Here is an 18,138-nt window from a genome sequence, read left to right on the forward strand (position 1 = left end):
TAACGATAAAGATGGAGATGAGGATGCCATGGCAGAAAAAGTATTGATTACGCCCAAATCATTCAAAAACTACAAGTTGAAAGCGCATAAGCTGCTGCATGAGCATGGCTATGAGATTATTGAAAACAATTATGGCAGAACGATGACCGAGGAGGAAATTATCGCGGCTGCGCAAGACAACGTGGTCGGCATTATTATCGGAGTAGACCCGCTTCCCTCTCACGTACTTGAGCAATGCAAATCCCTGCGCGCCATTTCCAAATACGGGGTCGGCATGGATAATATCGACCTCAAGAGAGCGGAAGAGCTGGGGATTCTGGTGCAAAATGCGGTAGGCACTAATTCGATTTCAGTTGCCGAGCATGCGATTGCCCTTATGTTTGCCAGCGCCAGGCATATCCCGGCGGTTGCCTCTGGCGTTAAAGCCTACGGCTGGGAGCGCACAATCGGTTTCGAATTGACGAATAAAAACGCGGGCGTAATCGGCGGAGGACAAATCGGAAAGGAAGTGGCCAAGCGGGCGGTTGGGCTTGGAATGAAGGTTACCATCTACGACCCTTATTTTAAAGATCAGGCCTTCCTTGACACCTACAACGTGAAAAGAGAAGAAAGCTTAGAGGAAGTACTGAGACAATCCGATATTCTCTCTCTTCACCTGCCGGCTACCGAGGATACTAAAGGCCTTATCAATGCTCAAACGCTGAGCTGGATGAAGCCGACAGCCGTGCTCATCAATACGTCGCGTGGAGAGTTGGTGGATGAGGCCGCCCTGTATGACGCCCTCGCCCATAACAAAATTGCGGCGGCCGCACAAGACGTCTACTCATCCGAGCCTCCACAGCAAGGGGATCCGTTAGTGGCGCTGCCTAACTTTATATTAACGCCTCACATCGGTGCTTACACCCATGAAGCCGTGGAGCGAATGGCCATCGTTTCCACCGAAAATCTGCTCAGCATGCTATCGCAAAAGGATGATTCACAATGACCCAAGCAGACGCAAATATTCGCTCCAGCCAAGCAATCGTCACGGTAACCGGCCCTATAACGCCTGAACAGATGGGCTTCTGCCACAGTCATGAGCATCTGTTCTTGAAGAAGGGGCAATCCGCCAAAATCGATCCCGCCCTGCAAATTGATGATTATGACAAAACGATTCAAGAGCTGAGGTTATTTCAGGAGGTCGGCGGCTCCACGATTGTGGAAGCCCAGCCGGTGGGAAGCGGACGCCACAGCCGGTGGCTGGCAGCCGCTTCCCGGGAGACCGGCGTGCAAATTGTCGCCTCAACCGGCTTCCACAAGCTCGTTTTCTATCCTGAAGACCATTGGATTCATTCGGCGGATGTCGATGAGCTAACCCAATTATTTATCGATGAGCTGCAGCAAGGTATGTATGCCGACGGTGAGGAGGCCTGGCCTCAGGATCAAATCCCGGCGAAAGCGGGCATCATCAAAACCGCATCTGATTTCCAAGGGGTGGGAGGACGCTATTACCGGCTTTTCAAAGCGGCGGCCCAGGCGGCCATCGCCGCCAAAGCACCGATCATGAGTCACACGGAAATGGGGCGGGCAGCTCTTGATCAGATCAAGCTGTATACCGATTTTGGCCTTGAGCCTGACCAGCTGATCCTCTGCCACCTGGACCGGGAAATGGAGAATGCCGACTATATGCTCCATGTAGCGAGCACAGGCGTATATCTAGAGCTCGATACTATCGGCCGGTTTAAGTACCATTCCGATGAAGAGGAGATTGAGCTCATTCTCAAGCTGATAGAGGCAGGGTACGAGAATCAACTTCTGCTTTCTCTCGATACGACTCGTAAACGTTTAAAAAGCTACGGCGGGGAGCTCGGGCTCGACTATATGGCCAGAACATTCCTGCCAAAGCTTGAACAAGGAGGCGTAACCCAAGCCATAATTCGCAAGATGATGTACGACAACCCGGCCAAAGCCTTCAGCAGAAGAAAGTAAACTAGGTTATCCCAAGCAAAATGAAAAGAAATGGAGAGGAGACATTCCTATGAAATTGCCTGAAAAAGCAACCCAACCGACCATGTATTTCATTGGCGTCACGACCACGAAATCCTCGATCATGAAGCTGTTCCCTCTGTGGGCAGAAGCATTAGGACTGAAAAATGCGGTACTGAAAGGAATCGATATCGACATTCATGCTGATCCCCAAGTGTACCGGGATGTCGTGAACTTTATTAAAGAGGATGAATTATCGTTAGGGGCTCTGGTTACCACCCACAAGATTGACCTCTATCATGCTGCCAAAGATCTCTTTGATTACCTTGACCCTTATGCCACTATGTTTGGCGAGCTTTCTTCTATTTCCAAAAAAGACGGCAAGCTTGAAGGCTATGCAAAAGACCCGATTTCCAGCGGCCTCGCTATGGAAGCTTTTATACCGGAAAATTATTGGAAGGACCACGGCGGAGAACTGTTCGTTATCGGGGCTGGCGGCAGCGCCATTGCGATTTGTTCTTACCTGCTGAATCCGAAAAACGGTGAGAACATTCCGTCCAAAGTAGTGGTCGCTAACCGCAGCCAACCACGCCTTGATGAGATTGAGCGGATCGTGAAGGAAATTAATCCCGATGTTAACGCCGAGTACCATCTGACACCGGAGCCTGCCCAAAACGATGCCCTGCTTGCCGGAATCAAACCGCATTCCTTGATCATCAACGCTACCGGATTAGGAAAAGACCGCCCCGGATCGCCTTTAACGGACAATGGAAGCTTCCCGGAAAAGAGTCTTGTCTGGGAGCTTAATTACCGCGGAGAGCTCGATTTCATGCATCAGGCCCTTCGCCAGCAGCAAGCAAAGAGCCTTCATGTTGAGGATGGCTGGATTTACTTCATACATGGCTGGACACAGGTCGTTGCCGAAGTTTTCCACATTGACATTACCGGAGCCGTATTTGACCGCATTGAACAAATTTCCAATAACATGAGATAAGGAGAGACTATCTATGACTGAAAACACCGTAAAACCGTTTACTCTCGATTTTAATCTGGCAACAGGCTTGTCCCAATCGAAGGAATCTACAAAGCGTACACTTTCCAAAATGAAGGGAATGTACGCAGATGACGCAGCTTTTGAAGCCGCGATCCAAGCGGGCGATCCGCTCGTTTATGAATTTTATGAGCTGGATCTGCCGGAAACGCCGGGCAACCTGCTATTCGGAACCAGCATTGTCTATCCAGGCAAAGTAGGAAATGAATACTATATGACTAAAGGCCATTTCCACACCATTTTGGAGACCGGCGAAGTCTACTATTGCTTAAGCGGCAATGGCGCCATGCTGATGGAAAATCCCGAAGGCGATTGGGACATTCAATATTTTGCACCGGGCCAGGCGGTCTATGTACCGCCGCGCTATGCCCATCGCAGCATCAATCTCGGCGATGAGCCTCTTGTGACGTTCTATGCCTTCCGGGCGGATGCCGGGCATGACTACGGCACGATTGAAACGAAAGGCTACCGCAAGCTTGTTGTTGAAAAAGACGGAAAGCCTGAAATCATCGATAATCCGAAGTGGACGGAATAAAAACGGCACAGCATTCCATCATCCATTATCGCAGTAAAATGCACTGAAATTAAAGATACTAAAGATACCGTCTAATAGGCCCTCTTCCAAATAAAGTTATCAAAATAAAACACCCAAGAATGTTTTACAGCATCCTTGGGTGTTGACTTTTTAAGGTGTTCCTATTACTCCATTTCAATCATAACCTTCATCGCTTTGTCCTTCTGCTGATCAATAATGTCATAAGCTTCTTTATAGTCTCTGAATTTTACCCGATGAGTGATCAGCGTATCGAAATCGATTAATCCTTCCCTAACAAGCTGGATAGCTTCGATAAAATCTTCTTCTCTATACATGGCACTGCCCAGGAGGGATAGTTCGTGATCCTGTACGTACCCCATATTGACGGTCGCCATATCGCCAAATACACCGACAACGACAATCGTGCTGCCTTTTCTCGCATAATCGATCGCTTGGTTGATTGTAGCGGTAATCCCGATACACTCAAAGATATAGTCCGCCCGATCCTTGCCATAATGGGATATAATTGCTTCCGGCAAGCTCTCATTCCGGGCATCAACTGTCTTAATTCCGCATTTCCGCGCCACTTCAAGACGGTAAGGGCTTAGTTCGGAGATAAGCACATCGCCCGCTCCCATCGCTTTTGCTGTCTGTGCAACCAGATTGCCGATCGGACCACCGCCCAGTACTACAATCTTCTTCCCTTTTATCTCTCCTGCGCGTCTTACCGCATGCACGGCGACAGCGAGCGGCTCGATCAAGGCTCCATGCTCCCAGCTCATATCATCAGGAAGCGCCAAAGCTTTATCGGCATCTACCACAAAATATTCACTGGCCATCCCTGTCGTTTGAAATCCCATGACTTTCAGTTCTTCACAGTCATTGTACAAACCATGGGTGCAAGGGAAACACTCCCCGCATACAACTTGGGGCTGAATGGTAACTTTGTCCCCGACTTTAACATTAGTTACTTCAGAGCCAACCTCGACTACCTGGGCGGAAACCTCATGCCCCTGCACGACAGGATAACTCGTATATGGATGCTTCCCGTGATTAACATGAATATCGGATCCGCATACCCCTATGCTTTTCATTTTAATCTTGATCTGATTGGCTTTCACCTCTGGAACGGGCACATCGTTAAATTCGATTTTACCGGGTTCGGTCATAATGGCTTGGATCATTTGTCTGCTCTCCCCTCATGAATTCTGTAAAGCTGAAGGCAACATCCGGTAAGATCAGCTAACCCCTGTTAGTTCTCCTTATATAGAACCGGTGTTGACTTTCTGCCAGCTTAATAAGTGATAATCGCCTTCTTCGGAATTTGATGATTGTTGTACTTGTCAAAAGCCTCCAATATATGGTCAAACTTAAAATAATCCGAAATGAAGTCCTTCAGGTTAATCTCACCGGCTCTTATCCATTGCAGGATCCGCTCCAAGGCTTCTGCTTCCTCATGCTTGTAAGGCATCTGCTGAAAATTAATTTTCCAATTATAAGGAGCCTTGCTCCAATCCAGCTGCATCCGGTTATGGCTTGGAACACCATAACAAAGAATTTCACCGCGATCGGCCAGCAGTTCCATCGCATGATTCATAATCTCCGTAGACCCTACCGCATCTAGAACATAGTTGACACCATCCGGATACAGCGTACGGATCGCCTGGGTAACGTCACATTCCCTGCTGTTAAAAGCCGCCTTCGCTCCATTTTGCAAAAGAAGATTTTTCTTCGCTTCGCTTCTGGCCACACCGATAATCGATTTGATTCCCATCAGACTCATCAATTTGATGAAGGTAACGGCGACAGGACCGCTGCCAAAGACGACAATACTATCGTCCCTGCCCACATTAAAATAGGTAATGCTGCTGTACACTTCCCGCAGCGTTACAAGCATAGCCGCATCCACCGGGTCAATATCGTCCGGAACGATCTGCTGCGCGTAAGCGGCATCCGGCACCTGGCCTTCCGGGTATGCAGCCTTGTCATGAATAACTCCGTATTCACTGAAGGCGCCCCAGGCCGAGCCTAATGAGCCATAAAGCTCTTTATCAGCATCGTTGAACGGAAGCAGGACGACATCGCCTACCTTGAAGCTTGTGACTTCAGAGCCGACCTCCACAACCCGGCCTACCCCCTCATGCCCGAGCATAAGAGGGTAGTTTTCCATGGGGATTCCTTTAAAGCCCAATTTGATAATCGTAGAATCCGTGCCGCATATCCCGCAGCTGATCATTTTGACTAGGGCTTGCTTGGAGCTGTATTTCGGGATCGGGATTTGTTTAACCTGTAACTGGCCATTAGCGTCCACTACTAATGTTCTCATAAGCCCCAACCTTTCCTAAAATGCTGGCTTGGTATAAAGATTAGATCGTTTTTTCCGATTTATTAGTAAGAATTTGCAGGAATACAGCCGCTATAATGATGAAGCCTTTAATAATATCCTGCGGGTAAGACGGAATGGCCATCAAGTTCATAATGTTGCCGATAATTCCTAGAATCAATCCGCCTGCAACGGCTTTGACAACAAAGCCTTTACCTCCTGCAAGACTCGCCCCTCCAATAACGCATGCTGCAATTGCATCCAGCTCTTGTCCCATCCCGATGGTGGCACTTCCGGTTGAAGACCTCGCAGCGATAAACACGCCTGCTAAAGCGGCCAATGCGGCGGATACGGCGTAAGCCGACATGACGTATCTTTTGGTGCGGATACCGGCAAGCTGGACAGCGGTTTGGTTACTGCCGATCGCAATAACAATTCGTCCCCATGCGGTATATTTTTGCACTAAAGCAAAAGCAATAATTAACACTACGGCAATAATAATAATAGGGAAAAAATAAGATTTGCTCACAAGTGTATCCAAAGTTCCCGGCGCCAATTTAACCGGTCTTCCCTCGGTAATCACAAAAGAGGCACCCCTGGCAATGGTCATCGTAGCCAATGAGGCGACAAACCCCTGTATACCGGCATAAGCTACTAATATACCCGTGAAGACTCCGAAAATAATCCCTATCAGTACAGCAAGAACAATAGCGGGAGCAAAATTCATGCCAAAATCGCTGATTAATATGGCGGATACCGTTGCTCCGACTGCCATGACCGAACCAACGGACAAGTCAATTCCGCCTGTGAGGATGACGAACAGCATGCCAATCGCTACTAAAATCGGCCCTGCCTGCTGAAGCAAGATGTTGCGAATATTCATTGATGTTAAGAAAGTATCAGAAAGAAGAGCACTGACAATTACTAGAAGTGCTAAAATGATATAAGTATTGTTATCTATGATGAATTGTTTCCAATTAAATCTTTTTATAGCGCTAGTCATGATTCCTCATACCCCCATTGCCAGTTTGATAAGATTGTTTTCGGTCAGCTCGGTTTTGCCCACCTCTCCAACTATGGAGCCTTGCCGCATAACTAGGGCACGATCGCACAAACCGATGATTTCTGCCATTTCGGAGGAGATGACGATAACGCCCACTCCTTGTTCCGCAAGCTTGTTTATAATCTTGTAAATTTCTGTTTTCGCCCCTACGTCTACGCCCCGCGTAGGCTCGTCAAACACAATGCACTTGCAGTCGGCCGACAACCATTTGGCCAGCGCAATTTTTTGTTGATTTCCGCCGCTGAGGCTGCTGGCGTTGTCTTCCATGGAGCCGTATTTTGTTGCAATGCTTGCCAATAATTCCTTCACATACTGTTTTTCTTTTTGATGATTGATCGTGCCGGCTTTTTTTATTTTAAACATGGATGCTAGCGTGGTGTTCATCCTGATGGATTGTTCCAGCAGCAAGCCCTGTTTTTTTCTATCTTCGGGAAGAAGGCCAAATCCATGCTGGATGGCTTCTTTAGGATCTTTAAAGTTAACTTCTTTTCCATAAAAAATAACTTTTCCGGATTTCCTTTTATCCGCGCCAAAAATAGCTCTCATTGCTTCGGTTCTGCCTGATCCTACGAGTCCGCTAAAGCCTACAACTTCACCTTTTTTCACCGTAAAGCTAACATCTTTTACCAGGTCACCTGCGCTTAAGTTTTCAACCCTTAGTATTTCTTCGCCTATTTCAGCATTCCGATCAGGGAACAATTGAGTGATCTCCCGGCCAACCATCATCTGTACCAATTCTTCTTTATTGATGGATGCTGTAGGTACCGTGCCTACATAGCCTCCGTCCTTCAAAACGGTGATATGATCGCTAATCTCCAGCAATTCCTCCAGACGGTGAGAAATATAAATAATGCTGACGCCATTTTCTTTCAAATTCTTAATAATGGAGAGCAGCTTACGAGTCTCCGTAAAGGTAAGAACCGCTGTCGGCTCGTCAAATACCAGCACCTTGGAGTTCCTCTCCAGACATTTGGCGATTTCAACGATTTGCTGATAGGCAACACTCAGGCTTCCTACCTTGGCCTCCGGGTCGATATCCTCGAATCCCAGCTTCACCAACTGCTCCTTGGCTCTCTTTTTCAGATGCTTCCAGTTGATAAACAAGCCGGATTCAGCCAGTCTGTCGATAAAAATATTTTCGGCTACCGTCAGATCAGGCGCCAGCATGAATTCCTGATAAATAACGGAGACTCCAAGATTAATAACACTTTTAGGCGAAGTGATTTTCGCTTCTTCACCATCAATTAAAATCTGGCCATCATCTTTCTGATAAGCTCCGGCGAGGATTTTCATCAAGGTAGATTTTCCAGCGCCATTCTCGCCTATCAGAGCATGTATTTCTCCCTTCCTCACTTTAAGGGAAACATCCGTCAGCGCTTTAACGCCGCCAAAATGTTTAGATATATTATTCATTTCGATAATATAATCATCCCGCATATTCTGTCTCCCCTTTCTATCAGCCGTAATCCAGGCGCCAGCCTAATGCAATGAGATTGCGGAAGAAAAAATCCTCCTCTTTCGTCAAAAGGAGGATTCTTTCTTAATGCTGACTCAACGGCTCTATTATCTAATCCATTCAGCTTCTCTATTAAGTTATTAGAAACCAAACTCGTAGTATTCGTCTACGTTGTCAATAGTTACAGCTGCCGGCTCGGTTAAGGTGATATCCTCATAGCTCCACATATCCTTGCCGTCTACCAAAATTTCTTTCGCAATTTGAACTCCCAGCTGGGCAACCTTGTATGGACTGTTTTCACCTGTGGCAAAGTACTTCCCTTCTTTGATCAGGTCGTACGCAGCTTTGGCTCCATCAGCTGCCGCCACAATGTCGACACCTTCAATACCGGCATTCTCAAGTGCTGTCATCGCTCCAAACAGCATTTGATCGTTCTCACCCAATACTGTTGTCAAATCGCGATTGGCCGTAACCAAATCCTCTGCCGCTGTCAGGCCTTGCTCTTCTGTCCAAGCTCCCCAGCCTTGTCCGGCAACGGTGAATTTCGCTTCTTCATTCGTTGCTTTACCTCTGGAAAGCAATTCACTGTCAAAAGCTTCTGCCAATTCCCAAGCTTCTTCTTCCGAAACTCCGGTTTTTCCTTCAATAATCCCTGCAAACAGTCCTGTTCTTCTTTCCGTACCGGCTACGTTCCCTTTCGCACCGCTCAGGACAATCGCTTTAATCTCCTGGTCGCCCATTTTCTCGGCATAAGCCAGTCCAACCAATCTTCCGTTTTGTTTGTTATCGGAATAAACGGTTGTAATATCCTTAGCTCCTTCGCCTACACCACTGTCCAGGTTAATTACACCGATACCTGCTTCAGCAGCTTTATTAATGCTTGGCACCGCTGCATCCGGTTCAACGCTATCGAGGAAGATCAAATCCATTCCTTGAGCAATGAAGGTTTCCATATTCTCAGCTTCTTTGGAAGTACTTCCATTGGCATCAAGCACCGTAATGCTCCAGCCTTCTGCTTTAGCGAGCTCCTGAACCGCTTCGACCAACGAAACAAAGTAAGGAGAATCCTGAGTCTTGATAGCAAAGCCAACCTTGAATTTCTTATCCCCCGATGCTTCATTCCCGCCGGAAGGTGAAGAAGAGCCGCATCCAGCTACAATCATGACTGCAACCAATCCTATTATGAGTGCTAAAAAACCTTTTTTCTTCATTTCCAACTCCCCTTTAATTTTACTTTTTCGATACAAAGTATTGTCATGACATTACAATGTTACATGCATTGTAAGTATACAATATCTTGTTAGCGGTTTCAACCTAAAAATATTGTTATATTATGATTAACCTTTGGTAAATTTCTCTCAGAATGGCCAGACTCACCCCCTCCAAAGTGAGAGAAAGCCGGCGTGTCGCAGGTGCTGCGGGCAGATCAAATACAATGCCTGCTATTTGAAATGCTTCCTCGCATAAGCTCCACGCCTCAGTCCCTCTTACACAATGGTAAATCCGCCGTCTATAATTAATTCGGTTCCGGTAGCAAAGGAAGCCGAATCTGAAAGCAGATAAATGACGGCGCCCGCCAGTTCTTCCGGTTTGCCCATACGTTTAATGGGGGTTAGCTCCTTCCACAAATCCTGCCAATCCTGTCTCACGAAGGAGGTTAGCTCTGTAAAGATATAACCCGGACTTATACAGTTTACTCTAATTCCTTTTTCCGCCCATTCAACAGCCAGGGATTTCGTCAATTGTACAACTCCAGCCTTGGAAGTGTTGTAGGAAGCCTGCAGCTGCGGATAATTCACAATGGTTCCGGACATAGAAGCCGTGTTAACGATGGCGCCTTGCTTGTTGCGGGCAATCAAATATCTTCCGAATGCCTGCGCCACAAAGAATACACCGTTCAAATTAACATTGATAACTTTCAGCCATTCGTCCGGTGTTAAATCGACGACCGGCTTTTGAATGACGATCCCTGCATTATTGAACAATAAATCGAGTTTTCCCATCGCCGCATCGGCTTGTTCGATAGCAGCGGCAACCTCCTCCGGCTTGGTCACATCAGCCCCGATCGCAATAGCCCGGCGGTTGTACTCACTGGCTATCGACTCGGCGGCAGCCTGCGCCTTTTCCGCCTGCTGATCGAGGATAACAATATCAGCCCCAACCGCCGCAATATGCTCGGCAACCGCTTTTCCTATTCCTTGCGCTCCTCCGGTAATAAGAACGACCTTGCCTTCCAGGGAAAACAACTTTTTGAGAGTATCCATAAATCCCATTCTCCTTAATCACAATATTGTATTGTAATGACATTCATAGTCAAAATTTAGTTTGCAAACGCCTTTTTCCTGGTTTTCCTTCTGTTTAACAAAGATTAGCTTACTTTTCGCTGTCGATCAGAATCTTAGCTTTTACAAGTCCAGGTGTTTTGAACATGTTAAACGCATCTGCGATTTCACTCAAAGGAACTTTTTTGAAAATAAAGGAATCGTCAAGCTTAAACTCTCCGGTTTTGATATAATGGGCAGTTTGCTCCCACTCCTTGCCCGGGAAGTCCGCACTGTACGACATCCATGAGCCGGTCAGGCAGAATTCCTTGCGGTTGAGATGTTCCCACTCTTCTACCGTGAAGGAGATTTCCTTGGTTGGGGTACCAATTAAACAAACTCCCCCTTTATTGGCTGCCAATTCAAACGACATTTTCATAGTCGCCGTGCTTCCGGCCGTTTCGTAAACATAATCAAACCCTCTGCCGCCAGTAAATGATTTGGCCAGGTCAATGAAGCCATCTTTCATAGTATTAACACATTCATCAGCTCCAAATTTTTTCGCAAGAGCTAGCCGTTCATCGCTAATATCAAATACGACTACCTTGGCTGCTCCGAAGATTTTGGCCCACTGCATGGTAAACAGACCGATGGTTCCCCCACCTAATATAGCCACCGTTCCTCCAGCCTTATAATCCAGGCGGTTCAACCCGTGTAGAGCAACCGTTATCGGTTCAAAGAAAGCCCCGTGCTCAAAGCTGATGGAATCGTCAAACTTGACAGCATTTTTTTCCGGCACAACGACATACTCGGCAAAACTGCCAAATTGTCTCGAACCTATAAAGCTGTAATGCTTGCAAAGAGCATAATCGCCCTTCTGGCAGTCCTCACATTTGAAGCAGGGAATGAGCGGAACACCCGCCACCTTATCGCCTACTTTCAAGCTTTCTACCCCTTCCCCGATTTCGCACACAACACCGGAGAATTCGTGACCCAGAACATTAGGGTAATAATGAGACGCATCTCCATTTACCCTTGGGAGGTCAGAACCGCATATGCCGGTATATTTTACTTTAATCAATACTTGTCCCGCTTCAGGAGAGGGCGTTGGAATTTCTTCAAAGCGCAAATCCTCTCTAGCGTGCAGTACTCCTGCTTTCATTGCTGCATCCACTCCTTACCCAGCCCAATCAATTGCTGAAAGTATGTTTTAACTGTTCATATAGTTCCAAGTACCGTTTCATAGAAGCTTGATAAATTGCATGGTTCTCCATGTCCGGTTCTTGAGCTCTCGTTATGCTGACTGTTTCAGCAACTGCTTCTTCAAAGCTGTCGTACATGCCGACACCAACCCCTGCCAAAAGCGCTGCTCCCAATGTGGTGGCTGTATCTGATGCGGGGACCGTAATTTTGCATCCTGTTACATCTGCATACATTTGTACCCACAACCGGCTGTTGGCCGCTCCGCCCATCGCCCTGAAATCCAGCTCATGAATGTTAACTCCAGCTTCTTCCGCGACCTTTAAGTTATGCTGAACGGAAAACACAACGCCTTCCATAGCTGCACGGATCATGTGTCCCTTTGTCTTATCGAAGCCGAGCCCGTAAAACACCGCCTTCGCATCCGGATTCCAGATCGGACAGCGTTCCCCTGCCATATAAGGCAGAAACAGAACACCGTCCGCTCCAGGCGGAACTTCTCCTGCTAAAGCGGTTAATTCGTCGAAGGATTTGCCTTCTCCCAGCTGCTGCTTGAACCACCGCAGAACGCCTCCCCCGCCAACGGTTCCTGCTTGAAGCAGCCACAAATCCGGCACGACATGAGGGCCGAATATCAATTGCGGATGGGCTATCGGCTGATCCTCGCAAATGCTGATCCCCCCTGCCTGTCCACCTTGAATCTGGGTTTGCTTGGGAAGATGGACACCGGCTCCCAACGTGCCGCAAGCCGCATCCAATCCACCGGCAACAACCGGTATTCCTTCCACCAAGGAGGTCATTTCCGCAGCCTCTTTCGTGACGGTCCCGATAATGTCATGGCATTGGTAAATCGTTTCCGGCACCTTATCCAGAGACAGCCCCATCGCTTTGGCAAGCGCTTCGTCATAGGTACAGGTTTTGGTGTTATAAAAATGCAAGCCATAGTTTTGACATTTATCCGATGCCATAACACCGGTAAGCTTCATCCCTATATAACTATTGCTCTGTAAAAAGGTATACGTGTTATTATAAATTTCAGGCATCGTTTCCTTGAACCATATCAACTTGGGTGTTGTGTACGCAGGCAAAAAAGCGTTGCCGGCCACCTCGAAGATGTTGTCGGCCCCAACTTCGCTGATGACACGTGCGGCAATATCCTTTGCACGCGTATCCATCCAAATCGGTGTATTCGCTAAACAATTGCCTTCTCTATCTACAGGTATGGCCGACCAGCCTTGACCGGCAATTCCGATTCCGGTAATTTGTGACGGGTTTATTTCGCCTTTTGCCAGGCAATCCTTGATCCCCAGGCAAACACCCTCCCACCATTCCTCCGGATTCTGCTCCACCCAGCCTGCATTTGGATAGTAAAGGTTGTATTCTTGACTGGATTGGGAAATTACCTCTCCTCTTTTATTAAAGACAGCAATTTTGCAGGCAGAGGTTCCTATATCAATTCCTAGCAGCAGGTTTTCCATTTCGATGGCCTCTTTCATCCTTGACTAATTTGCTTTTCCAGCACTTGCTGAGCAGCTTCATCTTGTCTATTTCCAATAAGGCTGACATTTTCATGCTTCACTCGAAGCAATTTTACTTAGCCATTTTTGCAAAAACATCTTTCAGCGCAAAGTAGCACTCGTCGAATAGCTCCTTAACCGGCTGATAAGCGGAAACCGCTTCCGGGTTCGGCACATGCGTATGATTAATGTCCAGAAACTGATGAATGACATTAAAATCCTTATACAAGCCTACACCGACGCCGCCTGTAACAGCTGCTCCCATAGAGCTTGCCTCTTCCAGCAAATTGGGAACCATAACCTTGGCGTTGTAAATATCCGCCATCATTTGCCGCCACACGGCGCCTTTTGCACCACCGCCGATCACAATCATTTCCTCAATGCTTACTTGTTTGCGGAGTATTTCCAAAATGATGGAGAGATTCATAGTTACGCCTTCCAGGACACTCCTGATCAGATCTCCCCGTTGATTCTCCGATTTCAGTCCGATAAAGGCGCCTTTGGCATCAGCATCCCACCTGGGAGCCCTTTCTCCAAGAAGATACGGGAGGAAGATGAGTCCATTTGAGCCTACGGGAGATTGTTCAATTTGGGCGTTCATATAATCATAAGCTGATCGGCCGCTTTCTTCCGCCTGATGCATTTCATATTGGCCTATCGTATTCTTCAGCCATTGGTAGGCTCCGCCAGCCGTTTGCATCGTCCCGTTCGGGGCATACAAGCCAGGAACGATGTGCGCCCAAGTAACCGTACGCATCTCATCATCGAAAATCGGTTTTTCTGCGGCAGTTGTAACCCAAGCAGATGTTCCTATGGAGCAGTAGGTTTTCCCCGGACTTATCGATCCTGCTCCAACACTTGCCGTAACCCCATCCCCGCCGCCAAGTACAACCGGTGTTCCTGCGGCTAATCCAGTCGCTTCAGCCGCTTCCCTTGTAACCTCTCCGGCCACGAAGGTGGAAGGCTTTAACTCAGGCAGCTTATCCGGATCTATCCCGGCATAGGTAATAATTTCTTCCGACCACTGCAAATTCGCCAAATCGAAACATCCGTTGCTGTTGCCATCTGAATAATCCGTATAAAAATTCCCAGTCAAACGAGCTACGATAAAATCTTTGGCATTCAAGGTTTTATAAGTTTGCTCGTAAATGTCCGGCTCATGATCCCGAACCCACATCAATTTTTGAATGCCGTAAGAGGCTGTATTGCGATGGCCTACAATATGATAAAAATCTTTTTGACTGATATGATTTTCAATTTGGGCGACCTGCTCTTGAGCCCGTTGATCAGCCCAAATAATCGCTTTCCGCAAAGGGTTGCCCTTTCTATCCACACATAGGCAGCCCATCATTTGCCCGCTGAAACTGACAACAGCAATATCTTGAGGATTAATGCCCAAAGAGCTGATTAATTTCTTGCTTGTGAGGCATACGGCCTTCCACCAGTCCTCCGCATCCTGCTCAGCCCAAGTGCCGTTGAAATAATCCGTATCATAAGATACGACATGACTTCCGATCAGCTTGCCGTCTTCAGAAAATAATGTTGCCTTATTTCCCGACGTGCCTATATCATGGGCCAATATATATTTAGTCATGCTCTCACACTCCAAATTCCATTCATATACCTTAAGTTTTAATCTCGATGATATTGATTATTTGGATTAGCCATTTTGATTCGCGGATATGGTAACCTCGAACCGGTTTCGATCCCCTCGATATCTGGCTAAAGAGTATTCTATCGGCACGTCGTACATGTTGAAGCCAGTAGAAATAAACTGCTGGATTGCCTGTCCCCTGCTAATATTCAGATGCTTTATATCATAATCTTGTGCATCTACCGCTTCGATAAAACGACGGATCTTATAGATTTGAGTGTCGTCATGTGAAGCCAAGACCGGATACAAGGATTCCTTGGACAGATCATGCTCCAAAACAAATCGGCATTTCTCGTATGGAAGATACGTCTTGACCATGACAATGGGCTCTTCATCCGCAAACCGTTGCCGATGAATGTAAATGACTTTATCCTTCGGCTGCAGATTAAGTTCATTAGCCACATAGTCGGGGGCTTCCAGCACATCAAAATCGAGCAGCTCCGTATGCGGTGTTCTGCCTAACTGGGCGATTTGATCATTAAAAGAACCTAGAGCCTGAATAAAACTTTGTTCAATTTTCGGCTTTGCTACAAAGGTGCCCTTGCTCTTCACACGATACAGCCAGCCTTCCTGGACCAGCTCTGTAATCGCTTGCCTAACTGTCGTACGGCTAATCTGGAACATGAGGCTCAGCTCATTTTCCGTTGGGATCATGCTTCCAATCTTATAACGTCCCTCTTTAATTTCTGATAGAATGAGTTCCTTTAGCTGAAAATATAAAGGTATGGGCACAGACTTATCCAGTTGCAAATTCTTCAATATCATCATTCCTTCGTTTCCAGTAATAGTAGGGCTTTATATAAAGCCACACCGGTAATTATACCTTATCCTTAGACTTTGGCCCCCATTCTTATTGTAACTTGCCCTGCTATTTTCGAAAATAATGATCTTCCTGCCTTGACAGATGACTTCATAACTTCTTATTATTTAATGAGACATCTCAATATTATATTGTCACTATATAGTAACATAGAAAATCTAGCAATACAATTATGTCCCTATTAATTTTGAAAGCCGTTTCACCCTAGTCTCTACTATAGTTTGGAGGAGTTAATGATGAAATTTGGAACATATTTTGCCTATTGGGAGCAAAGCTGGGATACCGATTACTTGAAATATGTAAAAAAAGTGGCGGACCTCGGCTTTGATGTGCTGGAAGTAGGTGCTGCGGGGATCGTTAATATGTCTGACGATGCTTTGTCTGCCCTAAAATCTGAAGCGGAGAACTATGCGATCACTCTAACCGCCGGTATCGGTCTGCCTAAACAATTTGATGTTTCTTCCGAGAACGAGAGTGTGCGTCAAGATGGCATTGCCTTTATGAAAAAAATATTGGACGCCCTTCATAAGGCCGGAATCAAGGCGATTGGCGGTACGATCTATTCCTACTGGCCAGTTGATTATTCCGCCCCCATCAATAAGCCGGCCGTGCGGAAGCAAAGCATCAAAAGTATGCAGGAGCTGGCTGATTATGCCGCCCAATATGATATTACCTTGCTGGTGGAGTCCTTAAACCGGTTTGAGCAATTTTTAGTTAATGATGCGAAGGAAGCGGTGGACTATGTCAAGGCTGTCAACAAACCGAACGTCAAAGTCATGTTAGACAGCTTCCATATGAATATTGAAGAAGATTATCTTGGTGACGCCATTCGCTATACTGGTGACTATTTGGGGCATTTTCATATCGGAGAGTGCAATCGCAAGGTTCCCGGCAAAGGCCATATGCCTTGGTCTGAAATAGGCCAAGCCCTGCGTGACATCCAATACGATGGCTGTGTTGTGATGGAGCCTTTTGTTCGTCCAGGGGGAATTGTAGGCTCAGACATTAAAGTCTGGAGAGATTTATCCGACAATGCGGATGAGGCAAAATTAGATGCCGATATTAAAGAATCGCTTGAATTTGTTAAACAAACCTTTTTGAAATCAACGCCGTAATGGCGGGAGAATGGGGACTGACCGGAACCTTAGCCGGAGAAGTCCCCTCTTCATAGTTCCCGATTCTTCAGTTTTTTAATATAAAAATACGCCTCAAACCACACCGCTAACCTCGAGCAGGTTAAAGCGATTGGTCTGAAGCGTATTGGACTGCTTCATAAAATAATGGTATTCAAGTTATTTCTGAACAGCTGCCGCTACAGGAGCGTCCGTGGCCGGATAAACACTTACTTTCTTCCGGTCGCGTCCCCAGCGCTCGAACTTCACAACGCCTTCGACTTTAGCAAACAGTGTATCATCCGAACCAATACCTACGTTGTTCCCAGGGTGGATCTTCGTTCCACGTTGGCGCACCAGAATGCTTCCAGCGGTTACCGTTTGACCGTCCGCACGCTTAACGCCAAGGCGCTTAGCAATACTGTCACGACCGTTCTTTGTGGAACCGACCCCTTTCTTCGATGCGAATAACTGAAGGTTCATGTTCAACATGTTAGTTTTCCCTCCTTTGCTTATGAAAGTGAATTTGTATATAGGTGCTGTACGATTGTTCAATAGATTGCAGAGTGACAACCATCGCCTCCAGCAGCAGCTGGATCTTCTCTTCGGTTTCCGCTGGCAAACGGTCGGTAAACCGGGCCCGCAGCAGGCCGTTCTTTACTTCTGCTTGCGGAATAATCCCGATAAGCTTCTCAATGGCGTTCATCGTACCGATTGTTACCGCTGAGACACCGGCACATACAATGTCTTTGCCATGCTCGTCAAAATCGGCGTGTCCTTCCACTGAGAAGGAACGAATAGTATTATCCCCTGTACTGCGATATATGTTGACGCGAATCATACGATCCACTCATTAGGCATTGATTTTGCCAATGACAACTTTAGTGTAAGGCTGACGATGTCCTTGCTTACGGCGATAGTTCTTCTTGGCTTTGTATTTGTAAACGATGATCTTGCGGGACTTGCCTTGTTTTTCAACCTTGGCTGTTACCGTAGCCCCTTCAACAACCGGAGAACCGATAGAAGTTCCTTTATCTCCGGAAACTAGAAGAACGCGGTCAAAAGTCACCTCATCGCCTTCGTTAAGATTCAGCTTCTCAACGAAAACAACATCGCCTTCCTGAACCTTGTACTGCTTGCCGCCTGTTTCAATAATTGCATACATCCTGGATGCACCTCCC

Annotated in this window: 18 protein-coding genes and 1 other annotated feature (1 of these 19 running past the window's edge); of the genes, 5 read left to right on the top strand and 13 right to left on the bottom strand. The window is 46.9% G+C overall.

What is annotated here, in order from left to right; genetic code table 11:
• The first annotated feature begins 28 nt into the window (after positions 1-28).
• Genes PSHG_RS05955 through PSHG_RS05970 form a run of 4 tightly spaced genes read left to right on the top strand, consistent with a single transcriptional unit; the run spans position 29 to position 3,551 of the window.
• Complete coding sequence (locus PSHG_RS05955; protein WP_010270790.1) at positions 29-985, top strand: phosphoglycerate dehydrogenase; 957 nt, start codon at positions 29-31, stop codon at positions 983-985.
• Positions 982-1,968: a phosphotriesterase family protein gene (locus PSHG_RS05960; protein WP_010270793.1), complete on the top strand. Its 987-nt coding sequence runs from the start codon at positions 982-984 to the stop codon at positions 1,966-1,968. Before PSHG_RS05955 ends, PSHG_RS05960 begins: the two co-directional genes overlap by 4 nt.
• Before the next feature lie 49 nt (positions 1,969-2,017).
• Positions 2,018-2,959, top strand: a complete 942-nt coding sequence (locus tag PSHG_RS05965) for a shikimate dehydrogenase family protein (RefSeq protein ID WP_010270795.1) — start codon at positions 2,018-2,020, stop codon at positions 2,957-2,959.
• 13 nt (positions 2,960-2,972) lie between these two features.
• Complete coding sequence (locus PSHG_RS05970) at positions 2,973-3,551, top strand: glucose-6-phosphate isomerase (protein WP_010270797.1); 579 nt, start codon at positions 2,973-2,975, stop codon at positions 3,549-3,551.
• A 164-nt stretch (positions 3,552-3,715) separates the two neighbouring features.
• Here PSHG_RS05970 and PSHG_RS05975 read toward each other — a convergent pair whose 3' ends face one another.
• The 10 genes from PSHG_RS05975 to PSHG_RS06020 all read right to left on the bottom strand — a co-directional run bounded on the left by PSHG_RS05975 (position 3,716) and on the right by PSHG_RS06020 (position 15,790).
• Positions 3,716-4,735 (bottom strand): zinc-dependent alcohol dehydrogenase, encoded by a 1,020-nt coding sequence (locus PSHG_RS05975; protein ID WP_010270799.1) that lies wholly within the window; start codon positions 4,733-4,735, stop codon positions 3,716-3,718.
• A gap of 110 nt (positions 4,736-4,845) precedes the next feature.
• Positions 4,846-5,877, bottom strand: a complete 1,032-nt coding sequence (locus tag PSHG_RS05980; protein ID WP_010270801.1) for a zinc-dependent alcohol dehydrogenase — start codon at positions 5,875-5,877, stop codon at positions 4,846-4,848.
• Positions 5,878-5,917: 40 nt separating this feature from the next.
• A complete protein-coding gene (locus tag PSHG_RS05985) occupies positions 5,918-6,877 on the bottom strand; it encodes an ABC transporter permease (RefSeq protein ID WP_010270805.1) in 960 nt (319 codons plus the stop codon).
• A 6-nt stretch (positions 6,878-6,883) separates the two neighbouring features.
• Positions 6,884-8,374 (bottom strand): sugar ABC transporter ATP-binding protein, encoded by a 1,491-nt coding sequence (locus tag PSHG_RS05990; RefSeq protein ID WP_010270809.1) that lies wholly within the window; start codon positions 8,372-8,374, stop codon positions 6,884-6,886.
• Positions 8,375-8,533: 159 nt separating this feature from the next.
• Positions 8,534-9,604, bottom strand: coding sequence for a substrate-binding domain-containing protein (locus tag PSHG_RS05995; protein ID WP_010270813.1), 1,071 nt, complete (start codon positions 9,602-9,604; stop codon positions 8,534-8,536).
• Between the two features lie 276 nt (positions 9,605-9,880).
• Entirely contained in the window at positions 9,881-10,657 is a 777-nt protein-coding gene (locus PSHG_RS06000) for a glucose 1-dehydrogenase (RefSeq protein ID WP_010270816.1), read from the bottom strand.
• A 109-nt stretch (positions 10,658-10,766) separates the two neighbouring features.
• Positions 10,767-11,816 carry a galactitol-1-phosphate 5-dehydrogenase gene (locus PSHG_RS06005; RefSeq protein WP_010270818.1) on the bottom strand — a complete coding sequence of 350 codons (1,050 nt, stop codon included), beginning with the start codon at positions 11,814-11,816 and terminating at the stop codon, positions 10,767-10,769.
• A 28-nt stretch (positions 11,817-11,844) separates the two neighbouring features.
• On the bottom strand, positions 11,845-13,332 hold the full coding sequence (locus PSHG_RS06010) for a xylulokinase (protein WP_010270819.1): 1,488 nt from the start codon (positions 13,330-13,332) through the stop codon (positions 11,845-11,847).
• A gap of 112 nt (positions 13,333-13,444) precedes the next feature.
• Positions 13,445-14,965: a xylulokinase gene (gene xylB, locus PSHG_RS06015; protein ID WP_010270821.1), complete on the bottom strand. Its 1,521-nt coding sequence runs from the start codon at positions 14,963-14,965 to the stop codon at positions 13,445-13,447.
• 66 nt (positions 14,966-15,031) lie between these two features.
• Positions 15,032-15,790: a GntR family transcriptional regulator gene (locus tag PSHG_RS06020; RefSeq protein ID WP_187373795.1), complete on the bottom strand. Its 759-nt coding sequence runs from the start codon at positions 15,788-15,790 to the stop codon at positions 15,032-15,034.
• Positions 15,791-16,078: 288 nt separating this feature from the next.
• Here PSHG_RS06020 and PSHG_RS06025 point away from each other — a divergent pair, with 288 nt between their 5' ends.
• A complete protein-coding gene (locus PSHG_RS06025; protein ID WP_235782013.1) occupies positions 16,079-16,960 on the top strand; it encodes a D-psicose 3-epimerase in 882 nt (293 codons plus the stop codon).
• Positions 16,961-17,137: 177 nt separating this feature from the next.
• Here PSHG_RS06025 and rpmA read toward each other — a convergent pair whose 3' ends face one another.
• From rpmA to rplU, 3 genes are read right to left on the bottom strand one after another with little or no spacing between them, the layout of a single operon-like run.
• Entirely contained in the window at positions 17,138-17,449 is a 312-nt protein-coding gene (rpmA, locus tag PSHG_RS06030; protein WP_010270830.1) for a 50S ribosomal protein L27, read from the bottom strand.
• 1 nt (position 17,450) lies between these two features.
• On the bottom strand, positions 17,451-17,798 hold the full coding sequence (locus tag PSHG_RS06035; RefSeq protein WP_010270834.1) for a ribosomal-processing cysteine protease Prp: 348 nt from the start codon (positions 17,796-17,798) through the stop codon (positions 17,451-17,453).
• Between the two features lie 12 nt (positions 17,799-17,810).
• A complete protein-coding gene (rplU, locus tag PSHG_RS06040; RefSeq protein WP_010270837.1) occupies positions 17,811-18,122 on the bottom strand; it encodes a 50S ribosomal protein L21 in 312 nt (103 codons plus the stop codon).
• A 13-nt stretch (positions 18,123-18,135) separates the two neighbouring features.
• Positions 18,136-18,138, bottom strand: a sequence feature (ribosomal protein L21 leader region) (it continues 89 nt past the right edge of the window).

Source organism: Paenibacillus senegalensis JC66 (assembly GCF_000285515.1).
Taxonomy (GTDB): domain Bacteria; phylum Bacillota; class Bacilli; order Paenibacillales; family NBRC-103111; genus Paenibacillus_L; species Paenibacillus_L senegalensis.